This window comes from Citrobacter sp. Cpo091, assembly GCF_030332645.1.
GTDB lineage: Bacteria > Pseudomonadota > Gammaproteobacteria > Enterobacterales > Enterobacteriaceae > Citrobacter > Citrobacter portucalensis.
This window is the reverse complement of the sequence record NZ_JAOWHL010000040.1, coordinates 427,280-449,022: the sequence shown is the minus strand read 5'-3', so window position 1 is coordinate 449,022 and position 21,743 is coordinate 427,280. Positions and strand designations below refer to the sequence as shown.

At 51.3% G+C, this 21,743-nt stretch carries 20 protein-coding genes and 4 tRNA genes; 12 read left to right on the top strand and 12 right to left on the bottom strand.

Annotated features, from left to right (window positions below; translation table 11 throughout):
• Nucleotides 1–36: 36 nt before the first annotated feature.
• The 3 genes from xapA (at nucleotide 37) to OGY04_RS21020 (ending at nucleotide 3,166) form a co-directional block, all read left to right on the top strand.
• Nucleotides 37–870: a xanthosine phosphorylase gene (gene xapA / locus OGY04_RS21030; RefSeq protein ID WP_286585984.1), complete on the top strand. Its 834-nt coding sequence runs from the start codon at nucleotides 37–39 to the stop codon at nucleotides 868–870.
• Between the two features lie 56 nt (nucleotides 871–926).
• Nucleotides 927–2,183 carry a nucleoside permease gene (locus OGY04_RS21025; RefSeq protein ID WP_003834901.1) on the top strand — a complete coding sequence of 419 codons (1,257 nt, stop codon included), beginning with the start codon at nucleotides 927–929 and terminating at the stop codon, nucleotides 2,181–2,183.
• A 98-nt stretch (nucleotides 2,184–2,281) separates the two neighbouring features.
• On the top strand, nucleotides 2,282–3,166 hold the full coding sequence (locus OGY04_RS21020) for a LysR family transcriptional regulator (RefSeq protein WP_032944129.1): 885 nt from the start codon (nucleotides 2,282–2,284) through the stop codon (nucleotides 3,164–3,166).
• A 507-nt stretch (nucleotides 3,167–3,673) separates the two neighbouring features.
• Here the strand turns inward: OGY04_RS21020 and OGY04_RS21015 are convergent.
• Together OGY04_RS21015 and OGY04_RS21010 are read right to left on the bottom strand one after the other, a co-directional pair.
• Nucleotides 3,674–3,749: transfer RNA gene (locus tag OGY04_RS21015), tRNA-Lys, on the bottom strand.
• A gap of 4 nt (nucleotides 3,750–3,753) precedes the next feature.
• Nucleotides 3,754–3,829: transfer RNA gene (locus OGY04_RS21010), tRNA-Val, on the bottom strand.
• 258 nt (nucleotides 3,830–4,087) lie between these two features.
• On the opposite strand from OGY04_RS21010, the gene gltX reads away from it, so the two are divergent.
• Nucleotides 4,088–5,503 carry a glutamate--tRNA ligase gene (gene gltX, locus OGY04_RS21005; protein ID WP_008785393.1) on the top strand — a complete coding sequence of 472 codons (1,416 nt, stop codon included), beginning with the start codon at nucleotides 4,088–4,090 and terminating at the stop codon, nucleotides 5,501–5,503.
• A gap of 56 nt (nucleotides 5,504–5,559) precedes the next feature.
• Here gltX and OGY04_RS21000 read toward each other — a convergent pair whose 3' ends face one another.
• Entirely contained in the window at nucleotides 5,560–5,952 is a 393-nt protein-coding gene (locus OGY04_RS21000; protein WP_234102734.1) for a MerR family transcriptional regulator, read from the bottom strand.
• A gap of 1 nt (nucleotide 5,953) precedes the next feature.
• Entirely contained in the window at nucleotides 5,954–6,316 is a 363-nt protein-coding gene (locus OGY04_RS20995; RefSeq protein WP_003028277.1) for a YfeC-like transcriptional regulator, read from the bottom strand.
• 221 nt (nucleotides 6,317–6,537) lie between these two features.
• Here OGY04_RS20995 and OGY04_RS20990 point away from each other — a divergent pair.
• A tRNA-Ala gene (locus tag OGY04_RS20990) sits at nucleotides 6,538–6,613 on the top strand.
• Between the two features lie 42 nt (nucleotides 6,614–6,655).
• Nucleotides 6,656–6,731, top strand: a tRNA-Ala gene (locus OGY04_RS20985).
• 150 nt (nucleotides 6,732–6,881) lie between these two features.
• Here OGY04_RS20985 and nupC read toward each other — a convergent pair.
• Nucleotides 6,882–8,084: a nucleoside permease NupC gene (nupC, locus tag OGY04_RS20980; protein ID WP_003834893.1), complete on the bottom strand. Its 1,203-nt coding sequence runs from the start codon at nucleotides 8,082–8,084 to the stop codon at nucleotides 6,882–6,884.
• A gap of 273 nt (nucleotides 8,085–8,357) precedes the next feature.
• On the opposite strand from nupC, the gene OGY04_RS23260 reads away from it, so the two are divergent.
• Nucleotides 8,358–8,432 carry a hypothetical protein gene (locus tag OGY04_RS23260; protein ID WP_418219455.1) on the top strand — a complete coding sequence of 25 codons (75 nt, stop codon included), beginning with the start codon at nucleotides 8,358–8,360 and terminating at the stop codon, nucleotides 8,430–8,432.
• Nucleotides 8,429–9,667, top strand: coding sequence for an Nramp family divalent metal transporter (locus OGY04_RS20975; protein WP_008785392.1), 1,239 nt, complete (start codon nucleotides 8,429–8,431; stop codon nucleotides 9,665–9,667). Before OGY04_RS23260 ends, OGY04_RS20975 begins: the two co-directional genes overlap by 4 nt.
• Nucleotides 9,668–9,699: 32 nt before the next feature.
• Here the strand turns inward: OGY04_RS20975 and ypeC are convergent, their stop codons facing one another.
• Complete coding sequence (gene ypeC / locus OGY04_RS20970) at nucleotides 9,700–10,026, bottom strand: DUF2502 domain-containing protein YpeC (RefSeq protein ID WP_003834889.1); 327 nt, start codon at nucleotides 10,024–10,026, stop codon at nucleotides 9,700–9,702.
• A gap of 137 nt (nucleotides 10,027–10,163) precedes the next feature.
• A complete protein-coding gene (mgrA, locus tag OGY04_RS20965; RefSeq protein ID WP_286585983.1) occupies nucleotides 10,164–11,153 on the bottom strand; it encodes an L-glyceraldehyde 3-phosphate reductase in 990 nt (329 codons plus the stop codon).
• 182 nt (nucleotides 11,154–11,335) lie between these two features.
• Between mgrA and OGY04_RS20960 the strand changes: the two genes are divergently transcribed.
• Complete coding sequence (locus OGY04_RS20960) at nucleotides 11,336–12,988, top strand: alpha-keto acid decarboxylase family protein (RefSeq protein WP_286585982.1); 1,653 nt, start codon at nucleotides 11,336–11,338, stop codon at nucleotides 12,986–12,988.
• Here OGY04_RS20960 and OGY04_RS20955 read toward each other — a convergent pair whose 3' ends face one another.
• Nucleotides 12,989–14,224: an ion channel protein gene (locus OGY04_RS20955; RefSeq protein ID WP_286585981.1), complete on the bottom strand. Its 1,236-nt coding sequence runs from the start codon at nucleotides 14,222–14,224 to the stop codon at nucleotides 12,989–12,991.
• A gap of 204 nt (nucleotides 14,225–14,428) precedes the next feature.
• Here OGY04_RS20955 and glk point away from each other — a divergent pair, with 204 nt between their 5' ends.
• The gene (gene glk / locus OGY04_RS20950; protein ID WP_003028256.1) at nucleotides 14,429–15,394 is read left to right on the top strand and encodes a glucokinase; all 966 of its coding nucleotides are present in this window, start codon (nucleotides 14,429–14,431) and stop codon (nucleotides 15,392–15,394) included.
• 2 nt (nucleotides 15,395–15,396) lie between these two features.
• Here the strand turns inward: glk and OGY04_RS20945 are convergent, their stop codons facing one another.
• The 3 genes from OGY04_RS20945 to OGY04_RS20935 form a co-directional block, all read right to left on the bottom strand.
• A complete protein-coding gene (locus OGY04_RS20945; protein ID WP_286585980.1) occupies nucleotides 15,397–16,443 on the bottom strand; it encodes a hypothetical protein in 1,047 nt (348 codons plus the stop codon).
• A 123-nt stretch (nucleotides 16,444–16,566) separates the two neighbouring features.
• Nucleotides 16,567–17,301, bottom strand: a complete 735-nt coding sequence (locus OGY04_RS20940; protein ID WP_003834866.1) for a LytR/AlgR family response regulator transcription factor — start codon at nucleotides 17,299–17,301, stop codon at nucleotides 16,567–16,569.
• Between the two features lie 14 nt (nucleotides 17,302–17,315).
• Nucleotides 17,316–19,013, bottom strand: coding sequence for a sensor histidine kinase (locus tag OGY04_RS20935; RefSeq protein ID WP_008785387.1), 1,698 nt, complete (start codon nucleotides 19,011–19,013; stop codon nucleotides 17,316–17,318).
• Nucleotides 19,014–19,400: 387 nt separating this feature from the next.
• Between OGY04_RS20935 and alaC the strand changes: the two genes are divergently transcribed.
• Nucleotides 19,401–20,639: an alanine transaminase gene (gene alaC / locus OGY04_RS20930; RefSeq protein WP_008785386.1), complete on the top strand. Its 1,239-nt coding sequence runs from the start codon at nucleotides 19,401–19,403 to the stop codon at nucleotides 20,637–20,639.
• A 67-nt stretch (nucleotides 20,640–20,706) separates the two neighbouring features.
• On the opposite strand, the gene ypdK is transcribed toward alaC, so the two are convergent.
• Entirely contained in the window at nucleotides 20,707–20,778 is a 72-nt protein-coding gene (ypdK, locus tag OGY04_RS20925; protein ID WP_010723117.1) for a membrane protein YpdK, read from the bottom strand.
• A 343-nt stretch (nucleotides 20,779–21,121) separates the two neighbouring features.
• Here ypdK and OGY04_RS20920 point away from each other — a divergent pair, with 343 nt between their 5' ends.
• On the top strand, nucleotides 21,122–21,736 hold the full coding sequence (locus OGY04_RS20920; protein ID WP_286585978.1) for a lysozyme inhibitor LprI family protein: 615 nt from the start codon (nucleotides 21,122–21,124) through the stop codon (nucleotides 21,734–21,736).
• Nucleotides 21,737–21,743: the final 7 nt, after the last annotated feature.

The window sequence follows — 21,743 nt, the reverse complement described above, 5'->3', positions numbered from 1 at the left end:
TACGTTATTTCGATTACTCAGTATTAAGGACATCTCATGAGCCACTCTCTTTTCTCGCAAAATCCCTGGTATAGCGCTGATATCATTCGTGGTTACAAACCGGATTTTACGCCGCGCGTAGCCTTTATCCTCGGCTCAGGCCTGGGGGCGTTGGCGGATCAAATTGAGGATGCGGTTGCCATCTCTTACGAGAAACTACCAGGGTTCCCGGTGAGTACCGTACACGGTCATGCTGGTGAACTGGTGTTGGGAAATCTGGCGGGAATTCCGGTGGCCTGTATGAAAGGACGTGGACATTTCTATGAAGGTCGCGGTATGACGGTGATGACGGATGCCATTCGTACGCTGAAGCTGCTGGGCTGTGAGCTGCTGTTTTGCACCAATGCTGCAGGCTCTTTGCGTCCCGAAGTCGGACCGGGTAGCCTCGTTGCGCTTAGCGATCACATCAATACGATGCCGGGTACGCCGATGGTAGGGCCAAACGATGAGCGTTTTGGCGAGCGATTCTTTTCACTGGCGAATGCCTATGATGCTGACTACCGTGCGATCCTGCAAACTGTTGCCTCTGAGGAAGGATTCCCGCTGAGTGAAGGGGTTTTTGTCTCTTATCCGGGGCCGAACTTTGAAACCGCGGCAGAAATCCGCATGATGCAAATTATCGGTGGTGACGTGGTGGGGATGTCGGTGGTGCCTGAAGTTATCTCTGCGCGCCACTGCGGTTTGAAAGTGGTTGCGGTGGCGGCCATCACCAACCTGGCGGAAGGTCTGGGTGATGTTAAATTATCTCACGCGCAGACGCTGGCTGCGGCGGAACTCTCCCGGCAGAATTTCATCAATTTGATCTGCGGATTCTTGCGCAAACTGGCCTGAATAACTAAAAAATGACCCCGCTTGCGGGGTCTTACTTTATGGCAAGGAACGGAAAAATGGGTATCGCATCTCGCTTAAAGCTCATGTCGTTTTTGCAATATTTCATCTGGGGAAGCTGGTTGGTAACCCTGGGTTCCTACATGATTAATACCCTGGATTTTACCGGCGCGAACGTCGGTATGATTTACAGTTCGAAAGGGCTGGCGGCGATTATCATGCCGGGCATTATGGGCATCATTGCCGATAAATGGCTACGCGCCGAGCGCGCCTATATGCTTTGTCATCTGGTGTGTGCGGGCGTGTTGCTATATGCCACAACCGTTACCGATCCGCAGACCATGTTTTGGGTGATGCTGGTTAACGCAATGGCGTATATGCCGACGATTGCGTTATCGAATAGCGTCTCATACTCGTGCCTGGCGCAATCAGGTCAGGATCCGGTCACCGCGTTCCCGCCAATTCGTGTGTTTGGCACCATAGGTTTTATTGTGGCGATGTGGACAGTCAGTTTGATGGGACTGGAACTGAGCAGCGCGCAGTTGTATATCGCTTCAGGCGCATCGCTGCTGCTGGCTCTGTATGCACTTACGTTGCCGAAAATCCCGGTTGCTGAGAAGAAAGCAAACACCACGCTTGCCAGCAAGCTCGGTCTGGACGCCTTTGTTCTGTTTAAAAAACCGCAGATGGCAATCTTCTTTTTGTTTGCGATGATGCTGGGGGCGGTGTTGCAAATCACCAACGTCTTTGGCAATCCGTTCCTGCATGATTTTGCCCGTAACCCGGAATTTGCCGACAGCTTTGTGGTGAAGTACCCCTCCATATTGCTTTCCGTTTCACAGATGGCGGAGGTGGGCTTTATTCTCACTATCCCGTACTTCCTTAAACGATTTGGCATTAAAACGGTGATGCTGATGAGCATGCTGGCATGGACGCTGCGCTTTGGCTTCTTTGCCTTTGGCGATCCGTCGCCGTTTGGTTTTGTACTGCTGCTGATGTCGATGATCGTCTACGGCTGTGCGTTTGATTTCTTCAATATCTCGGGATCGGTATTTGTCGAGCAGGAGGTTAGCTCTAACATTCGCGCCAGCGCGCAGGGGCTGTTTATGACGATGGTAAACGGCGTTGGCGCTTGGGTGGGATCAATCCTGAGTGGTATGGCGGTGGACTATTTTTCTGTCGATGGCGTCAAGGATTGGCAGACCATCTGGCTGGTGTTTGCCGCGTATGCGCTGGCTCTGGCGGTTATCTTTGCATTGTTCTTTAAATACAAGCATGAGCCTGAACGACTGGCACAGAAATCACCGGCACATTAACACTCCATTGGCGGCGGGTTCTGATACCCGCCGTTTCATTTTCTGCAAGGCAATGTGGTAACTTTGCGCATTATCCTTATTTCAGGAGCGCATTATCCATGGAACGCACGCACCGCATCGATCTTAAATTACTGCGTTATTTTCTTGCGGTCGCAGAAGAACTGCATTTTGGACGTGCTGCTGCTCGCCTGAATATGTCGCAACCGCCGCTCAGTACCCATATTAAAGAGCTGGAGCAACAGCTCGGCACTTTGCTATTTATCCGTCATTCCCGCAGCGTAGCGTTAACTCACGCGGGAAAGATATTGATGGAAGAGTCGCGCCGACTGTTATCCAGTGCTAATCAGGCGCTGGCGAGAGTGGAGCAAATTGGTCGTGGTGAGGCAGGGCGAATTGAGCTTGGCGTTATCGGTACAGCGATGTGGGGAAAAATGCGTCCGGTGATGCGGCGTTTTATGAAGGATAATCCCAATGTTGAGGTGCTGTTTCGCGAGAACATGCCCGCGATGCAGATGACGATGCTGGAACGGCGTGAACTGGATGCGGGAATTTGGCGGATGGCTACGGAGCTTTCTCCTGGGTTTACCAGTTTGCGTTTGCATGAGTCCTCTTTTCTGGTTGCCATGCCGGAAGAACATCCTCTTACTGCCTGTGAGTCCATACCGCTGGAGGCGTTGAGAAATGAATATTTTGTCACAATGCCTTCCATTCATACTGACTGGGCATTTTTGCAGCGAGTTTGCCTGAGTGCTGGATTTTCCCCGATGATTATTCGTGAGGTGAGGGAGCCGCAAACGGTGCTGGCGATGATCAGCATGGGGATTGGTATTACGTTAATTGCTGACAGCTATGCGCAGATGAGTTGGCCTGGTGTGGTATTTCGACCGTTAGAGGAACGTATTCCGGCGGATTTGTATATTGTGTATGACCAACTGCAGGCGACACCCGCGCTGGAGAAACTGGTAGCGGCATTGACGATGTGATGTCTGTGCCGGATGGCGACTGACGTCTTATCCGGCTTACGCGTGCGGTATTGTCTGTGCCGGATGGCGACTGACGTCTTATCCGGCCTACGCGTGTTGTGTTGTCTGTGCCGGATGGCGACTAACGTCTTATCCGGCCTACGTGTGTAGTGTTGTCTGTGCCGGATGGCGACTGACGTCTTATCCGGCCTACGCGTGCGGTATTGTCTGTGCCGGATGGCGACTGACGTCTTATCCGGCCTACACGTGTTGTGTTGTCTGTGCCGGATGGCGGCTGACGTCTTATCCGGCCTACGCGTGCGGTATTGTCTGTGCCGGATGGCGACTGACGTCTTATCCGGCCTACGCGTGTTGTGTTGTCTGTGTCGGATGGCGGCTGACGTCTTATCCAGCCTACGTGTGCGGTATTGTCTGTAGGCCTGATAAGCGTAGCGCATCAGGCGATGCAGGTTCGAATCTTATATATCACAGATAGCAAAAAGGCGCCTTTAGGGCGCCTTTTTACATTGGTGGGTCGTGCAGGATTCGAACCTGCGACCAATTGATTAAAAGTCAACTGCTCTACCAACTGAGCTAACGACCCGAAGTGGTGGGTGATGACGGGATCGAACCGCCGACCCCCTCCTTGTAAGGGAGGTGCTCTCCCAGCTGAGCTAATCACCCCCGCTGTGTGGAGTCGCATTATAGGGAGAGTTGAAAATGAGTCAACGCATTTTCTAAAGAATTTGTTCGTTCGTCGTAAATTTAAACAAAACGATCGCAAATCAATCCATGCAGCATGATTTGTATACGAAAATGGCAAAGCGTGATGTTCCAACCTGAACAACATTGAGGAATCAGACCACAGTGATAGAATACGAGCCTGATAATCTTTCCAGGATTTGCCGGTTGTCGGCATCTTTATAAACGTAAGGCCATTTCATGAAAATCAAAACTCGCTTCGCGCCAAGCCCGACAGGTTACCTGCACGTCGGTGGTGCGCGTACTGCTCTATATTCCTGGCTTTTTGCACGTAACCATGACGGTGAGTTTGTGCTGCGTATTGAAGACACCGATCTCGAACGCTCCACTCCGGAAGCTATTGAAGCCATTATGGATGGCATGAACTGGCTGAATCTGGAATGGGATGAAGGCCCGTACTTCCAGACCAAACGTTTTGATCGCTACAATGCCGTGATTGATGAGATGCTGGAAGCCGGTACCGCGTATAAATGCTACTGCTCCAAAGAGCGTCTGGACGCACTGCGCGAAGAGCAGATGGCAAACGGTGAGAAGCCACGTTACGACGGTCGCTGCCGCCACGGGCATGAACATCATGCTGCTGATGAACCATGCGTGGTGCGTTTTGCCAACCCGCAGGATGGATCCGTTATTTTTGACGACCAGATCCGTGGGCCGATCGAATTCAGCAACCAGGAGCTGGACGATCTGATCATCCGCCGTACTGACGGTTCCCCGACCTACAACTTCTGTGTTGTGGTCGACGACTGGGATATGGAAATCACCCACGTTATTCGTGGTGAAGACCATATCAACAACACTCCGCGTCAGATTAACATCCTGAAAGCGCTGAATGCGCCGGTGCCGGTTTATGCACACGTGTCGATGATCAACGGCGACGACGGTAAAAAACTCTCTAAACGTCACGGTGCGGTCAGCGTTATGCAGTATCGCGACGACGGTTACCTGCCGGAAGCGCTGCTGAACTATCTGGTGCGTCTGGGCTGGTCCAGCGGCGATCAGGAAATCTTCACCCGTGAAGAGATGATCAAACTGTTCTCCCTTGGTGCGGTGAGCAAGTCTGCCAGTGCGTTCAACACCGAAAAACTGCAGTGGCTGAACCATCACTACATTAATTCGCTGGCACCTGAATATGTGGCAACGCATCTGCAATGGCATATTGAGCAGGAAAATATCGATACTCGCGTCGGCCCGCAGCTGTCTGAGCTGGTTAAACTGCTGGGTGAGCGCTGCAAAACGCTGAAAGAGATGGCGCAGAGCTGCCGCTACTTCTACGAAGACTTTGCTGAGTTCGACGCGGATGCAGCTAAGAAACACCTGCGTCCGGTAGCGCGTCAGCCGCTGGAAGTGGTTCGCGATAAGCTGGCTGCTATCAGCGAGTGGACGGCAGAAAACGTGCACCACGCGATTCAGGCAACCGCTGATGAGCTGGAAGTGGGTATGGGTAAAGTTGGGATGCCGCTGCGCGTAGCCGTAACCGGCGCGGGTCAGTCTCCGGCGTTAGACGTAACGGTGCATGCGATTGGTAAATCCCGCAGCATTGAGCGTATTAATAAAGCGCTGGCGTTTATTGCTGAGCGTGAAAGCCAGCAGTAAGACCGGTTGAGCTATGAAACAACGGCAGGAGCGCATCCTGCCGTTTTTTTTGCCTGTTATTCAGACTCATCAATACCCAGACGGGTAAGGAAAGTGCGAATACCTTCGCGCGAAATATACATTGCCAGCTTTTCTTGTTCCGTTGGGGACATGTTGTCCAGTGCGCTAATTATCTGGCGACAGGCGTGGCTACGCACCACGTGGGTGTATTCTGCCAGCGGTTCCTCAGCCTGATAAATTTCAGGGACTTTGCGAAAAGCCGGAATATTGAGCAGAAACGTACGGACGCTGGAGTCGATATGGATCAGTCTTGCACGACCCCCTTTAATGCCGGGAAACTTTTCGGTGGTCCAGTTTTGTTCTCTGATCCAACGATTGACGGTTTGTTTGGCAACCCCGAGACATTCCGCCAGTTCTTCGGTCGTCATTTTGCTGCGTAATTTTTTCATATTATTTGTTGTCGCGGATCCCTAAGCGTTGTAACAAACCCGTAATGCCTTCACGCAGGATCAGTGACGTAAACATTTTTTGTTCTGACGGAGTCATCTCTTTGGCGAGCCTAATCAGTAGAGCTTCGATAGAGGTATCGCCGGATAACGATAAATTATCTGATAAACCTTCGGCTGAACGCTCAGCACTGCGAATGTATTCACGAACTTGTTCGGTGACGTGAACCAGACGCGCTTTACCGCCCTGTACGCCTGGTTTTGGTGATGTAGCCCAACCCTCCTTGCGCACCCATTTATTGATGGTCTGTCGGCTGTATCCGGTCAGATTAGCAAGTTCTTCTGGCGTCATCCGTTCCTTGAACATAACGATTCCCTGAATAGTCGTGGGGTTAATTAGTGGCTCATTTTATAGCACCATTTTAGTAGAAACCGTGACGCGTTTAACTACTGAATGCGAGTTGTTACGCAATGTTCTTCATTTGACTGCTTTTTCAGCGATTGAATTCTATGAGTTAATTTTGCCGTTGACACACGCGAAGGGAATTCATATGATGCCGCCCGTCAACTCGACAAGCTTTACGTAATGGGGCTATAGCTCAGCTGGGAGAGCGCTTGCATGGCATGCAAGAGGTCAGCGGTTCGATCCCGCTTAGCTCCACCAAATTTAATCCCAATGAATTTGGTATGTACGTAATAGCATCGTGGGGCTATAGCTCAGCTGGGAGAGCGCTTGCATGGCATGCAAGAGGTCAGCGGTTCGATCCCGCTTAGCTCCACCAAAATTTAAACCCTCGCTGAAAAGCGGGGGTTTTTTGTTTCTGTATCCTACCTGTTCTTACCCTGTATCTCTTCGGTTTGCTGAATAGCAGGCATAAAAAAACCGGGGAGAAGAATCTCCCCGGTCTTATCAATACGACGTTGTCTTACGCTTACAGCACCAGTGCGGCGATAGATGCAGACAGTACGCTCACCAGCGTAGAGCCGTACACCAGCTTCAGACCGAAGCGGGAAACCACGTTACCTTGCTCTTCGTTCAGACCTTTAATCGCACCGGCGATAATACCGATGGAAGAGAAGTTAGCGAAGGAGACCAGGAACACGGACAGGATACCTTCTGCACGCGGAGAGAGCGTGGCGGCAATTTTCTGCAGATCCATCATCGCAACGAATTCGTTGGAAACCAGTTTGGTTGCCATGATACTGCCCACCTGCAGCGCTTCGCTGGACGGCACACCCATTACCCATGCAACCGGGTAGAAGATGTAGCCCAGGATGCCCTGGAAGGAGATGCTGTAACCAAACCAGCCGGTCACGGTGGCGAACAGGGCGTTCAGGGCTGCGATCAGCGCGATGAAACCAATCAGCATCGCCGCAACGATAATTGCCACTTTGAAACCTGCCAGGATGTATTCACCCAGCATTTCGAAGAAGCTCTGGCCTTCGTGCAGGTTAGACATCTGAATGTTTTCTTCGCTGGCATCAACGGTGTACGGGTTGATCAGCGACAGCACGATAAAGGTGCTGAACATGTTCAGAACCAGCGCCGCAACCACGTACTTCGGTTCCAGCATGGTCATGTACGCGCCGACGATAGACATGGAAACGGTCGACATCGCCGTTGCAGCCATGGTGTACATACGGTTGCGAGACATTTTGCCGAGAATATCTTTATAGGCGATAAAGTTCTCGGACTGACCCAGGATCAGGGAGCTGACGGCGTTGAAGGATTCCAGCTTGCCCATACCGTTCACTTTGGATAACAGGAAACCAATCGCGCGGATGATAACCGGCAGAACGCGGATATGCTGCAAAATACCGATCAGGGCGGAAATGAAGACGATTGGGCACAGCACTTTCAGGAAGAAGAATGCCAGGCCTTTGTCGTTCATGCTGCCGAAGACAAAGTTTGTCCCTTCATTAGCGAATCCGAGGAGTTTTTCAAACATCTCGGAGAAGCCTCTCACGAAGCCCAGACCGACATCAGAGTTCAGGAAGAACCATGCCAGTAACACTTCAATAACAAGCAATTGAATAACATAACGAATGCGGATTTTTTTACGGTCACTGCTTACCAGCAGTGCGAGTACCGCAACCACGGCAAGGGCCAGGACGAAATGAAGAACGCGGTCCATATTTGCTCCAAATATGAGGCAGGTTTAGTTTTCGTGCACATTCTATGTAACAACCATAAAGAAAACGAGATCAAACACACACTATAATAAGGACCTGTGACGAGATTCAAAATTAGTGATCGGTGATACACTTCTGTTATGTTTAGTATGGAAGTGAAAAGTTATGTCATTGTGCTAATCTCATAACAATAATTAAACATCTCACCGGTATTTCCAGAATCCTTATCGATCCATAGACAAACGCTATCAGAGAAATCAACTTCACCCATTAAAATGAATTTGATAATCATTCTCAATAGGCGTAGCTTGAAACATAGCAAAGGCTATGTTTCTGAGGCACTAAAATGACTAACGATCGCGTTGAGAGTAGCAGTGGACGGGCAGCGCGCAAGTTGAAGCTCGCATTAATGGGACCTGCGTTCATCGCGGCGATCGGCTACATCGATCCGGGCAACTTCGCCACCAACATCCAGGCAGGGGCCAGCTTTGGCTATAAACTGTTGTGGGTGGTGGTCTGGGCAAATCTGATGGCGATGCTGATTCAGGTGCTGTCGGCAAAGCTGGGTATTGCCACGGGTAAAAACCTGGCGGAGCAAATTCGCGATCACTATCCTCGTCCGGTGGTGTGGTTCTACTGGGTGCAGGCCGAAATTATCGCCATGGCGACAGACCTTGCTGAATTCATTGGCGCCGCGATTGGTTTCAAATTGATCCTCGGCGTGTCGTTATTGCAGGGGGCCGTGCTCACCGGTATCGCGACTTTTTTGATTCTGATGTTGCAGCGCCGTGGGCAAAAACCGCTGGAAAAAGTGATTGGCGGCTTGCTGCTGTTTGTGGCTGCGGCTTACATTGTTGAACTGATCTTTTCCCAGCCGAACTTCGCGCAACTTAGCAAGGGAATGGTTATCCCGAGCCTGCCTAATTCCGAAGCGGTGTTCCTGGCGGCTGGCGTGCTCGGCGCGACTATCATGCCACACGTCATTTATCTGCACTCTTCCTTAACTCAGCATCTGCACGGCGGAACACGTCAACAGCGCTATGCGGCCACGAAATGGGATGTGGCAATCGCCATGACGATTGCTGGATTTGTCAATCTGGCGATGATGGCGACGGCTGCCGCTGCATTTCACTTTAGCGGGCATACCGGTATTGCCGATCTCGATCAAGCGTATCTGACACTTGAACCGCTGTTGAGTCACGCTGCGGCGACGGTATTCGGTTTAAGCCTGGTGGCTGCGGGACTTTCTTCTACCGTGGTCGGTACGTTGGCCGGGCAGGTGGTGATGCAAGGGTTTATCCGCTTTCACATTCCGCTTTGGGTACGCCGTACCGTCACCATGATGCCATCATTTATTGTGATTTTGATGGGACTGGATCCGACGCGTATTCTGGTGATGAGCCAGGTATTGCTCAGTTTTGGTATTGCACTGGCGCTGGTGCCGCTACTGATCTTTACCAGTGACGGTAAGCTGATGGGCGATTTGGTGAATACCCGTTGGGTAAAACAGGTAGGCTGGGTGATTGTTGTGCTGGTGGTGGCGCTCAATATCTGGCTGTTGGTAGGAACCGCACTCGGTTTGTAAAAACAAAAGGGCCTGTTGGCCCTTTTGTTACATTAATGATGATGTTTGTGGCCACGCCCGCGACCGCGGTGGTCGTCACGATCGTTCCAGCCTTCACGATAACCACGCTCATAAGCTTTGCGTTTGTCCCAGCCACGATGGTAGCCGTTGTCATGACGCCACCAGCGATTTTTGCGCCACTCATAGTTATGGTGCCAGTAATCCCGGTCGCGCCAGCGGCCGCCATCCCAGTAGTTACCGTAGTTATCGCGATCGCCAATTTGTAACTTTATTGATGGCAGCAGGGTGATTTCGCCAGCGTTCGCGGCCAGCGGTGTAAAAGCCAATAAGACTGCCGCCAGAATCAGTGACCTGAACATGTTTTCTCTCCTTCACGATCGAGCCGTAGCCGGCCTGTTAACGTAATATTACGGGGCAGTAAAGCCCCGTTTCATCGCCTTAACTCTTAAATCGCAAGTGAGAGCACTTTTTGTTAATAAATGTGTCTTTATTTCAATCAACTCAGGATAGCATCAATCTCCGCGCACTCTTCAGACGTAAAGTGACGGTTTGCCAGCATACCGACAGCGTCTTCAATCTGCGCCGTTTTACTCGCGCCAATCAGCACGGACGTGACTTTGTCATCCCGTAACACCCATGCCAGCGCCATTTGGGAAAGCTTTTGCCCGCGTCGTTCTGCCAGCACATTCAGCGCCCGCACTTTTTCCAGCTTTTGTGGAGTGATCTGGTCCGGATTTAGAAAGCGACTGGTGCTTGCCGCACGAGAATCCGCAGGAATGCCGTTCAGATAGCGGTCGGTTAACTGTCCGCCAGCCAGCGGTGAGAAGGCGATACTGCCGACACCTTTTTCCTGTAATAGTGACAGCAAGCCATCTTCGACCCAACGTTCAAACATGGAATATTTGGGCTGGTGAATAAGGCATGGCGTACCTAAATCGTCGAGTATTTCAATCGCCTGCCTGGCAAGATCTGCCGGATAGTTAGACAACCCGACGTACAGCGCTTTGCCCTGACGGACGATGTGATCCAGCGCGCGCATGGTTTCTCTGAGCGGTGTTTCAGGGTCGGGGCGATGGTGGTAGAAGATATCGACATACTCCAGCCCCAGACGCTTCAGGCTTTGATCGAGACTGGCAATCAGATATTTGCGTGAACCCCAGTCACCGTAGGGACCTTCCCACATGGTGTAGCCCGCTTTTGTGGAGATAATAAGCTCATCTCGCCACGGTAAAAAATCTTCCTGCAGGATCCGACCAAAATTCCGTTCTGCCGAACCCGGTGGTGGACCATAGTTATTTGCCAGATCAAAATGGTTGATTCCCAGATCGAATGCGCGCTGTAACAATGCGCGACTGTTCTCGACCTGTGTGGTATCGCCAAAATTGTGCCACAAACCCAGAGAGACAATCGGGAGCTTAAGGCCGCTCTGACCGCAGCGGCGGTACTCCATTGTCTGATAACGATTTTCATCTGCGTGATAAACCATGTCACCCCCCTTCCACAATGCGTGTGCCTTTCAGTGTATACGGTTACACCGTCGATTCTTCAATGAATTTTTACCGCCAAAACTGTAAATCCTGCTTTCCACCCCTTCACAGCGACTTTCCTGGACAGTCATCACAGTTCTTCGATACTCAACATGAGGTTACCGTCAGAAGGATAGCTGTCATGCAAACCCCGTATTCCGTTGCTGATTATCTGCTGGACAGGCTGGCAGGCTGTGGCGTCGGCCATCTCTTTGGTGTGCCGGGCGATTATAATTTGCAGTTTCTTGACCACGTGATTGAACATCCCAACGTATGTTGGGTCGGGTGTGCGAATGAATTGAATGCGGCTTATGCGGCAGATGGCTATGCCCGGGTATCCGGGGTTGGGGCGCTGCTCACCACGTTTGGTGTGGGGGAGTTAAGCGCAATTAACGGTATCGCGGGTAGCTTCGCGGAATATGTTCCTGTTTTGCATATTGTCGGCGCGCCCTGTCGCGGCGCGCAGCGTCGCGGAGAGTTGATGCATCACACTTTGGGTGACGGTGACTTTCAGCATTTTTACCGCATGCAGCAGGCGGTAACGACGGCCAGCGCGATACTGGATGAACAAAATGCCTGCTATGAGATTGACCGTGTGTTGCGAATGATGCTCAGCGAGCGCAGGCCGGGCTATCTGATGCTACCTGCTGATGTGGCTAAACAGCCTGCTACGCCACCGAATGATATTATGATTGTTCCTCTGAGCGAGCCGGAAAGCAGCGTGATAGAGGCGTTTCGCTACCATGCCCGTGAACGATTGCTGGACAGCCCACGCGTAGCGTTGCTGGCCGACTTCCTCGCGCTGCGTTTTGGTCTGCAGCCGGTTTTACAGCGCTGGATGGCGGAAACGCCTATGGCTCATGCCACGTTGTTGATGGGCAAAGGACTGTTTGATGAGCGTCACCCGGAGTTTGTTGGCACGTACAGCGCTGGAGCCAGCAGCGATTATGTACGTCAGGCTATAGAAGATGCCGATACGATAATGTGTGTCGGCACACAATTTGTCGACACCCTGACTGCTGGGTTTACACAACAGCTACCGCAGGATCGCACCATTGACGTTCAGCCCCATGCGTCACGAATTGGATCCCACTGGTTTAACATCCAGATGGAGCAGGCGGTCACCACATTACGTGAGCTGTGCCTGGAAATGTCGTTTTCTCTACCGCCAGAACGTCCGCCAATTAGGCATGTTCAGGTTGAGAAGGGCCCACTGACGCAGGAAAACTTCTGGCACACGGTACAGCAGTTTCTGAAGCCTGATGACATTATCCTCGTCGATCAGGGAACCGCCGCCTTTGGCGCGGCTGCGCTCTCACTACCTTGCGGGGCGGAAGTACTGGTTCAACCGTTGTGGGGATCTATCGGCTACGCGCTCCCCGCGGCATTCGGCGCGCAAACGGCCTGTCCGGACCGTCGGGTGATCCTGATTATTGGCGATGGCGCGGCGCAGCTCACCATTCAGGAGCTGGGCTCCATGCTCAGAGACGGGCAATCGCCGGTTATTTTACTGCTCAACAATGACGGATATACCGTGGAGCGGGCCATACATGGGGCAAATCAGCGCTATAACGACATCGCCGCCTGGAGCTGGACGTCGGTGCCGCAGGCGTTTAGCCGTGAATGTCAGGCCGAATGTTGGCGGGTGAAGCAGGCGGTACAGCTGGAAGAGGTGCTGGCCCGGTTGTCCCATCCGCAACGACTGTCGTTAATTGAGGTGGTGCTACCGAAAGCCGATCTTCCTGAATTATTGCGCACGGTGACCCGTGCGCTGGAATCTCGCAACGGCGGATAGCTATTTATCAGGGCGCTCAGCGACCATCATCGGTTTGCCTGCCAGCAGCAGCCAGGCGGGCAGCATGACGATGCACAGCAGCGGCAGCAGGGTGGAATCTGGCACCACCACTGCTGCCATAAACAGGCTCAGCCAGGCGTCACGGGTGACGACCAGCACCAGCCCGAGAATAGAGCAAGAAACCGTGATGGCAGCCGGCACAGCTTCAACATGGGCGTGCAGCATCAGGCCAAGCGCGACACCAACGAATACCGCCGGGAAGATTCGTCCGCCGCGAAAACCACTCGCCGCTGCTACCACCAATGCCGTTAGTTTGATCACGGCGAGCATGAAATAATCTGATGTCCCCAGCGTTTGGCTAAACGCCATTTGCTGCATTTCGTCCAGTCCCTTAAACAAGGTAAGCGGCCCGCCGATAACACCCAAAATACCAAGGATAAAACCGCCTGCCCCGAGGATCAGCACCGGGTGTCTTAATCGATGCATTAAATGGTGCAAACGCGGCAGACACCAGACGGCAACCATCCCAGCGGCAATGGCGATGGCAGCAACAACCGCGCCGCTGAGGATATCGATCAAGTGCATCTGCGTGTAGTGCGCGATGGGCAGTGAAAAATGGGGGTGAAAAAACAGGCTGGTGGTTAGCGAACCCGCGGCGGCGGCCATTAACGGTGCAAACAGGCGATCCCACAAGGGCACATCGTTTGAGCTATTTAGCGTTTGCGAAAATATCAGCGCGGCGGCAACGGGGGTACCAAATAGCGCGCCGATGGTGCCGGCAGAGGCGAGAATGGTCCAGTCCAGCTTCGCAATGCGCGGAAACATGCGGCTACCAAGTGCCACTGCCAGTGCGATATTCACGGTCATGATGGGGTGTTCCGGACCCAGACTGACGCCACCCGCGAGGCCGAGGATTAGTGCTGCCAGCAGGCCCGGTATTGCTGACGTTGGCACCGGCATACCAATTAACGGTTCACAGGCCGGATCCGGGCCTGCGTGGCCATGGCTGTAACGGATTACTAACCCGACCATGATCCCCGTGAGTGTCAGCATACCGATAATCCAGACCGGAGAGTCCTGGGCTATACCGATGCTAACAGGCAGACGTTCCCACAAAAACTGCTGTAAAACGGAAGCCACTTTCATCACAACGATCAACACCAGGCTGGACGCTATGCCAACGATTAGCGCTGGGGTTGATAGCAAGAGCATCGTTCTGGCTCGCGGATGGAGCATTTTCTATTCCTTAAAACAGAGTCATAGACATAGTTTGCACAGCCTGTCTGACGACATCGCTGCAAATGGTGCTGAAACGATAAAGTAATTGTGTGATCTGGATCGATTTTCCACGGGCATCAGCCTTCAGACCGTTGTTGTTATGTCCCCATGAATTTACAGTGTGGCAAAGATTTATTCTGACTTTAGCGGAGCAGTGGAAGAATGACAAAATATGCTTTAGTAGGGGATGTTGGCGGCACCAACGCGCGTCTTGCTCTGTGCGATATTGCCAGCGGCGAGATTTCGCAGGCAAAAACCTATTCCGGGTTGGATTATCCAAGTCTGGAGGCGGTGGTGCGCGTGTACCTGGATGAGCATAGCGTTAGCGTTGAAGATGGTTGTATTGCCATTGCCTGTCCGATAACCGGCGACTGGGTGGCAATGACCAACCATACCTGGGCGTTCTCTATTGCTGAGATGAAAAAAAACCTGGGCTTCAGCCATCTGGAAATCATCAATGATTTCACCGCTGTGTCGATGGCGATCCCGATGCTGAAAAAAGAGCATTTAATCCAGTTTGGTGGCGCGGAACCTGTTGAAGGTAAACCTATTGCGGTTTATGGCGCAGGAACCGGGCTTGGCGTGGCGCATCTGGTCCACGTGGATAAACGCTGGGTAAGCCTCCCTGGTGAAGGCGGCCACGTGGATTTTGCGCCTAACAGCGAGGAAGAGGGAATTATCCTTGAGGTTCTGCGCGCGGAAATAGGTCACGTGTCCGCAGAACGCGTGCTGTCTGGTCCGGGACTGGTGAATCTGTATCGCGCGATCGTCAAGTCTGACGGACGCCTGCCGGAAAATCTGCAGCCGAAGGATATCACCGCACGGGCGCTGGAAGATTCCTGCATTGACTGTCGTCGTGCGCTGTCGCTGTTCTGCGTCATCATGGGACGTTTTGGTGGCGATCTGGCGTTAACGCTGGGCACATTTGGCGGTGTGTACATCGCCGGCGGTATTGTGCCGCGCTTCCTCGACTTCTTTAAAGCATCGGGCTTCCGCGGTGGTTTTGAAGATAAAGGCCGTTTTAAAGCCTACGTGCAGGATATTCCGGTGTATCTGATCGTGCACGATAATCCTGGACTACTTGGCGCTGGTGCGCATTTACGTCAGACGCTGGGCCATATTTTGTAAGGTCAGGGCCGGATGGCGCTCAGCGCTTCTCCGGCCTTGTCGTCCTCGCTGTTCATATTTTCAAAAATTATCTTGATCATCTGTTGTTCAAATAAATCGGCATGCAGGTATCTTGTGTTTTTATATTTTTTATCGGTATCCAGATAGGGTTGATGCAAACAAAATTCTGGTGGCGTGCATGAGATCAGGGTGTTAATAAGGTCAATTGGTTTAGGGTATTCTATAAATAGCGGGCCATGGCGATAGTTATGTTTATTTTGCCATTCCGCCAGATCGTCCATAAAACACTCTGCGGTTGGTTTCGGCATCGCGCTGGCTTTATCTTTGCCCAACACAATATAAGCCAGGTTGTATAACCCGTGCGCGTATGGCCAGAACATTTTATGGAGCTTAGTGAGCCCAGGTTCTCTCAATGCAGACACGCTTTTACAATATAAATCGAGTTGCGTGCCTGCTTCTGTCACATCCTCATCCAGGAGCGCCATCAGATAGCTGAGGATGAACATATCGCTTGCTGTTTGCTTCGTGGTCAGTACCTTTTGCGCTCTTTTTCTGGCATCCACTGCAAAGTCTGCGCGTTTGTACCACAACGCCATCATTAAATTCGTCATGGCCAGGTTAACAGGGTGACCGTTATCACTCATGCCCAATTTTTCAGGCAATAAGAGCGGTACTCGGTCAAATAAACCCGCGGCAAGAATCTCCAGTGTCGTCCATACATTAATACTGTGATCGCAGCCTGAGTCCACACCCTGCGTCACATGTTTAATCATCGCAGACTGTCGCAGGGATAAGTGTAGAGATTCCATATCATTTGACTGTATCGCGGTTTTATATCCTAATAACTCCGGGCTGCGCTTCATGCGCAGCATATAAAGCCATGAACTCAGCTGTTGTTGCAGTGAATAATCCAGATGGCATTGTTCATGAATATCCAGGCACTCAGCTAAATAATCGTCCGTACTTATCCATATCAGGGCGTTTTTTTCCGCTTCTTTTGCGTATTCGCGTAGATATGTACGTTGATATTTTTCGCTCAGCTTCGCCATGACATCACCTGTAAAAAATAGAGTGACGACCAATATACTACAAACTTAGTTCAGCTATCCCGTTCGTTGCGGAAACGACTGAAAGCGTGCGCTGTACTTTCCATTCGTCACGCTTTTTCAGCACTATAAATGCATTAATTGTCTGAATTCTTTCACTTTGCTCCGACTAACCGGGATTTCAAATTCCAGATCCTTTAAACGCAGAATATAAGTGTTGTTAAACCAGGGTTCGATCTCGCGGATTTTATTCAGATTTACGCAGAACGAGCGGTGGCAGCGGAAGAAATGCGAAGCCGGCAGTTTGCTGCAAAATTCGCTGATGTTCATCGGCATGACGTATGATTCTCGTCGCGTATAGACGAACGTCATCTTTTCATGCGCTTCAGCGTAGTAGATGTCGTTGATTGGGGTCACGATGATCCGCTCATCTTTGATCAGGTTGATCGTATCGTTTTCGCGGGCCACCGGACTTACAGGGGACGTTCCCGTTTGCTGTTGCTGCCAGGCGGCTTCCAGCTTTTGCAGCATGCTGACAATGCGTGATTCCTGGTACGGCTTCAGAATGTAGTCAAAAGCTTCCAGTTCGAAGGCTTCAACGGCATGCTCTTTCCACGCGGTAATAAACACAATAAAGGGTTTATGTGCGAACTGGCTGATATTTTGTGCCAGCAATACGCCGTCCAGCGAGGGAATATTAATATCCAGAAAAATGGCGTCAACGCGGTTGTGCTGGAGATATTTCAGCACGTCCAGACCATCGTCAAACGTGCCGACAATCTCCATCTGGCTGTGCTCTTTTATCAGCCAGCTCAGTTCCTGTTGGGCCAGGAATTCATCTTCAACAATGATGACTTTCACGACTTCACTCCTGGTTAAAGCAATAATGTAGTTGGCGCGGCTGCGGGCGAGTGCACATTAGGTACATAAAAGGCAATCTCTGTGCCTGGCTCCAGACGGCGGATATGTAATCCCTCACCGTAGAGCAGCTTAACGCGATGGTGCACATTCAACAGACCAATTTTATTGCCCGGCATTTCATTGGACTCGACCCGTTCAATCACTTTTGGGTCGATACCATGACCCGTGTCTCGTACGGCAATCCGTACCCGGTTGCCGCACTCCGCAACGCTGATAGTGACCACACCTTTCCCTTTGCAGGGCTGGATCCCATGGACGATAGCGTTCTCGACCAATGGCTGAATCAGCAGGCTGGGAATAAAACAGCTTACCTCTTCATCGATATCATAAATAACGGTCAGCTTGTCGCCAAAGCGGGCCTGTTCGATGGTGATGTAATCCTTGATTTGATACAGCTCTTTCTTAATGTCGATCTGCTCATCGTCTTTTAATTCAATATTATAGCGAAGATAGCGCGACAAATTAAAAATGAGCTGACGTGCGGTGTCCGGGTTAAGCCGCACCGACGATGAAATCGCGTTCAGGGCATTAAACAGAAAATGGGGATTTATTTTGCTTTGTAGTGCGCGTAGCTCTGCCTTATTTGCCATTTCTCGTAGTTGCTCTGCGCGGGAGACTTCAAGCTGGGTGGAGATGATTTGCGACAGACCGATCGCCATTTCCTGTAACGAGGAAGTGATTTGATGAGCGTGACAGTAGTAGATCTTCAGCGTGCCGGTCACGACGCCTTTCTCCCAAAGCGGGATCACCAGCATAGAGTGGATTTCCGGGGTGCGATGCGCTTCATCATTGTTTTTTATGATTATTTTACCGTGATTTATGGCTTCTTGCGTGGTAGGGCTGACGAAGTCATCGTTATCGCGGTAGTTGATCTCTCCGACGCCAACATAGGCCAGAACGTGCTGAGTATTGGTGATGGCAACCGCGTCAGCGTGGATATCGTGGCGAATAATTTCGCACACCTGACGTAACGACTCGCTGTTGACCTGGCGAAAGAGCGGCAGCGTTTTGTTGGCGATATCCAGCGCCAGCTTGGCCTGTTTTGCAGCGCTGGCTTCTTTCTCACCTTCAACGCTTTGTACCAGCATCACGATAAAACCAATACAGACGCTGCCTAGGATCATTGGAATACCGATTTTTGAGACAATATCCAGCCCCAGTTCGGTGGTGGGTGCCCAGGCGACGACGAGGATCATGGTCAGTGATTCGCACAGCATTCCGCCTAAAATACCCGCGCGCCAGTGCTGCGCTTTGGGGATCTTACGGTTGATCCACCCGGCAATGCAGCCAGCCAGAATGCTGGTAATAAAGCAGGGTAGGGCAGTTACGCCGCCAATATCGATCAGGTAACGGTGGGTGCCTGCGATCAGCCCCGTAATAATGCCAACCCATGGACCGAACAGGATCCCTCCTGACATGACCGCGATAATACGCACATTGACCAGAGAACCTTCAACCGGTACGCCTGACCAGGTACTGAACAGGGCAAACATGGAGAAAATCGCGGTAACGGCGAGCAGCTCTTTTGGGGAGTGGGCTGACTTGTGCAACAGTTCGCGAAACAGGCGGATACGAATCAGGAAAAACAGACAGAACAGCATCAGTGCTGCCCGGTCAAATACCGCCAGCAGCATATTGAATATTTCGTGCACGGGTGACTCTTGCGCAAGGGTTAAACCACTATGATAGGTAACCTGAGGCAGGATGACCAGCACCCCCGCAGTTCAGAGCTAATGGGGAAAAACCATAATATTAAAAGGGGATTGTTGCATGATTGTTGTATTTACAATACCTGTCCTGTGAGTACTGCGTTCAAGGTAATGTATTTAACAACAAAATGTTAAATGATGGTAATTTTTGGCGGGTTGTGAAAATGGTTATTTCCTCATTTTACTCAGCTGTTCCTCTTTTTCGTCAGGAAAAAATATTTTGTTTTGCCTCTCGACAGAAGGAAATTATTCAGGCTATTTTCTAAACGTGCCACCATCGTGGCAGCGTCGCTCGGACGGTCCGGGCGCTAACGTTAATCTGAGGATATTATGGCTGACTCCCGCCCTGAACGTCGCTTTACGCGTATTGATCGCCTTCCCCCGTACGTTTTTAACATCACCGCTGAACTGAAGATGGCTGCGCGTCGGCGCGGCGAAGATATTATCGATTTCAGTATGGGGAACCCGGATGGGGCCACGCCTCCTCACATTGTCGAAAAACTGTGTACCGTGGCGCAGCGCCCGGATACTCACGGTTACTCCACCTCACGCGGCATTCCGCGTTTGCGTCGGGCGATTTCCCGCTGGTACCAGGAACGCTATGACGTTGAGATCGATCCTGAATCCGAAGCCATTGTGACCATCGGTTCCAAAGAGGGGCTGGCGCACCTGATGCTGGCAACACTCGATCACGGTGATACGGTCCTCGTGCCCAACCCAAGTTATCCCATCCATATCTATGGCGCGGTGATTGCCGGCGCGCAGGTGCGTTCAGTGCCGCTGGTTGAGGGGGTCGACTTCTTTAATGAGCTGGAACGCGCAATACGCGAAAGTTACCCGAAGCCGAAGATGATGATCTTAGGTTTCCCATCCAACCCGACCGCGCAGTGCGTCGAGCTGGAATTCTTTGAGAAAGTGGTGGCCCTGGCTAAACGCTATGACGTGCTGGTGGTTCACGACCTGGCCTACGCTGATATTGTTTATGACGGCTGGAAGGCACCATCGATTATGCAGGTACCCGGCGCTCGCGACGTCGCTGTTGAATTTTTCACCCTGTCGAAAAGCTACAACATGGCGGGATGGCGTATCGGGTTTATGGTGGGCAACAAAACGCTGGTGAACGCGCTGGCGCGAATCAAGAGCTATCACGATTACGGGACCTTTACGCCACTGCAGGTTGCGGCAATTGCCGCGCTGGAAGGCGATCAGCAATGTGTGCGGGATATCGCTGAGCAATATAAACGTCGTCGCGATGTACTGGTCAAAGGACTGCATGAAGCAGGCTGGATGGTCGAGATGCCAAAGGCCTCAATGTACGTTTGGGCGAAAATTCCAGAGCAATACGCCGGGATGGGGTCACTTGAGTTTGCTAAGAAGCTGCTGAACGAAGCGAAGGTATGCGTTTCGCCAGGGATTGGGTTTGGTGATTATGGTGATACGCATGTGCGATTTGCGTTGATTGAAAACCGTGACCGTACCCGCCAGGCTATTCGCGGCATCAAGGCGATGTTTCGCGCAGATGGCCTGTTACCGACCAGTGCAAAATCGACTTCTGAAAGTACCGACTGACAGAATGTTCCCCCAAAATGCAAAACAGGAGCCTGATGGCTCCTGTTTTTTTGCTGCGTCTTTTAATTTAGATCATCAGGGCGAAAGTACCGGCCCAAACGATGACCATAAAAGAAATGCCCATAAAGAAATATTTCACTTTTCATCTCTCCGCGTACCTGAGGTACGTCTAAATGAACATATGCTTACCTGACAGAGAGCTGATGCACTCGCGAACGAAAGGGAGAATACCCCTCATTTGCTTGGCTGCATCACCTCAGAATTCTGAGCTTTAATGCTCCAGACGGCGCTAATGTACGCCTAAAAATGAGGAGAGACAAGAGGCATTTTTTTATTTAATTTTAATAACTTACAACTGTCGTGATTCGGCGACAGTTTAATTTCTGCCGGTAATAAATTGCTATTGAGCGACGGAATGGTTACTCGGAGAATTCTCATATCGCCATGATGTTAATGCGGTTAATTTTTCGCGGAATGAGATAATGAAAAGGTTAAAAATGACCAGATTAATGATGTTAGCACTCGTTTTTACGCCACTGACGTCGATGGCGGCCTCACCGTTGGCGTTTAATTTCAGCTGCGCAAGTATTGGTGGTGTGAATAGTGATGGCAAAGGCAATGTTTGGATTGATGGCTCGAAGGCGACGGTGAAGGCCTTCAATGAAAATTACTGGGAAGCCAAAAGCGGCAACAATACGGTTTCTATTTCTCGTAAAGATGACGGAAATCCGGACGTTTCCTGGAGTGGGCCGAATCGAAAGCACGGGGTATGCCTGCCTGAAGATAATATTGACTTTTCTGGGGCCAAAAAATCGACCAGCACTGGACCCTCTTTTTCCTGCGCTGCGGTTGCAAAGGGCAGTATCGAAGAGATTATCTGCCACAGTCCTTCGCTCTCAGAAATGGATTTAGCGTTAAACGGGGCCTACAAGCAGGCGCTGGTTAAATCGAGCAATAACCCGACGCTGAAAGCAGAGCAGCGCGGTTGGGTGAAAGGGCGTAACGAGTGCTGGAAGGAACAGAATAAATCAGCCTGCATCGCCCGCAACTACAACGAGCGAATGGCTGAACTGCACAGCAAATGGGGCGTTAAGTAATTCAACC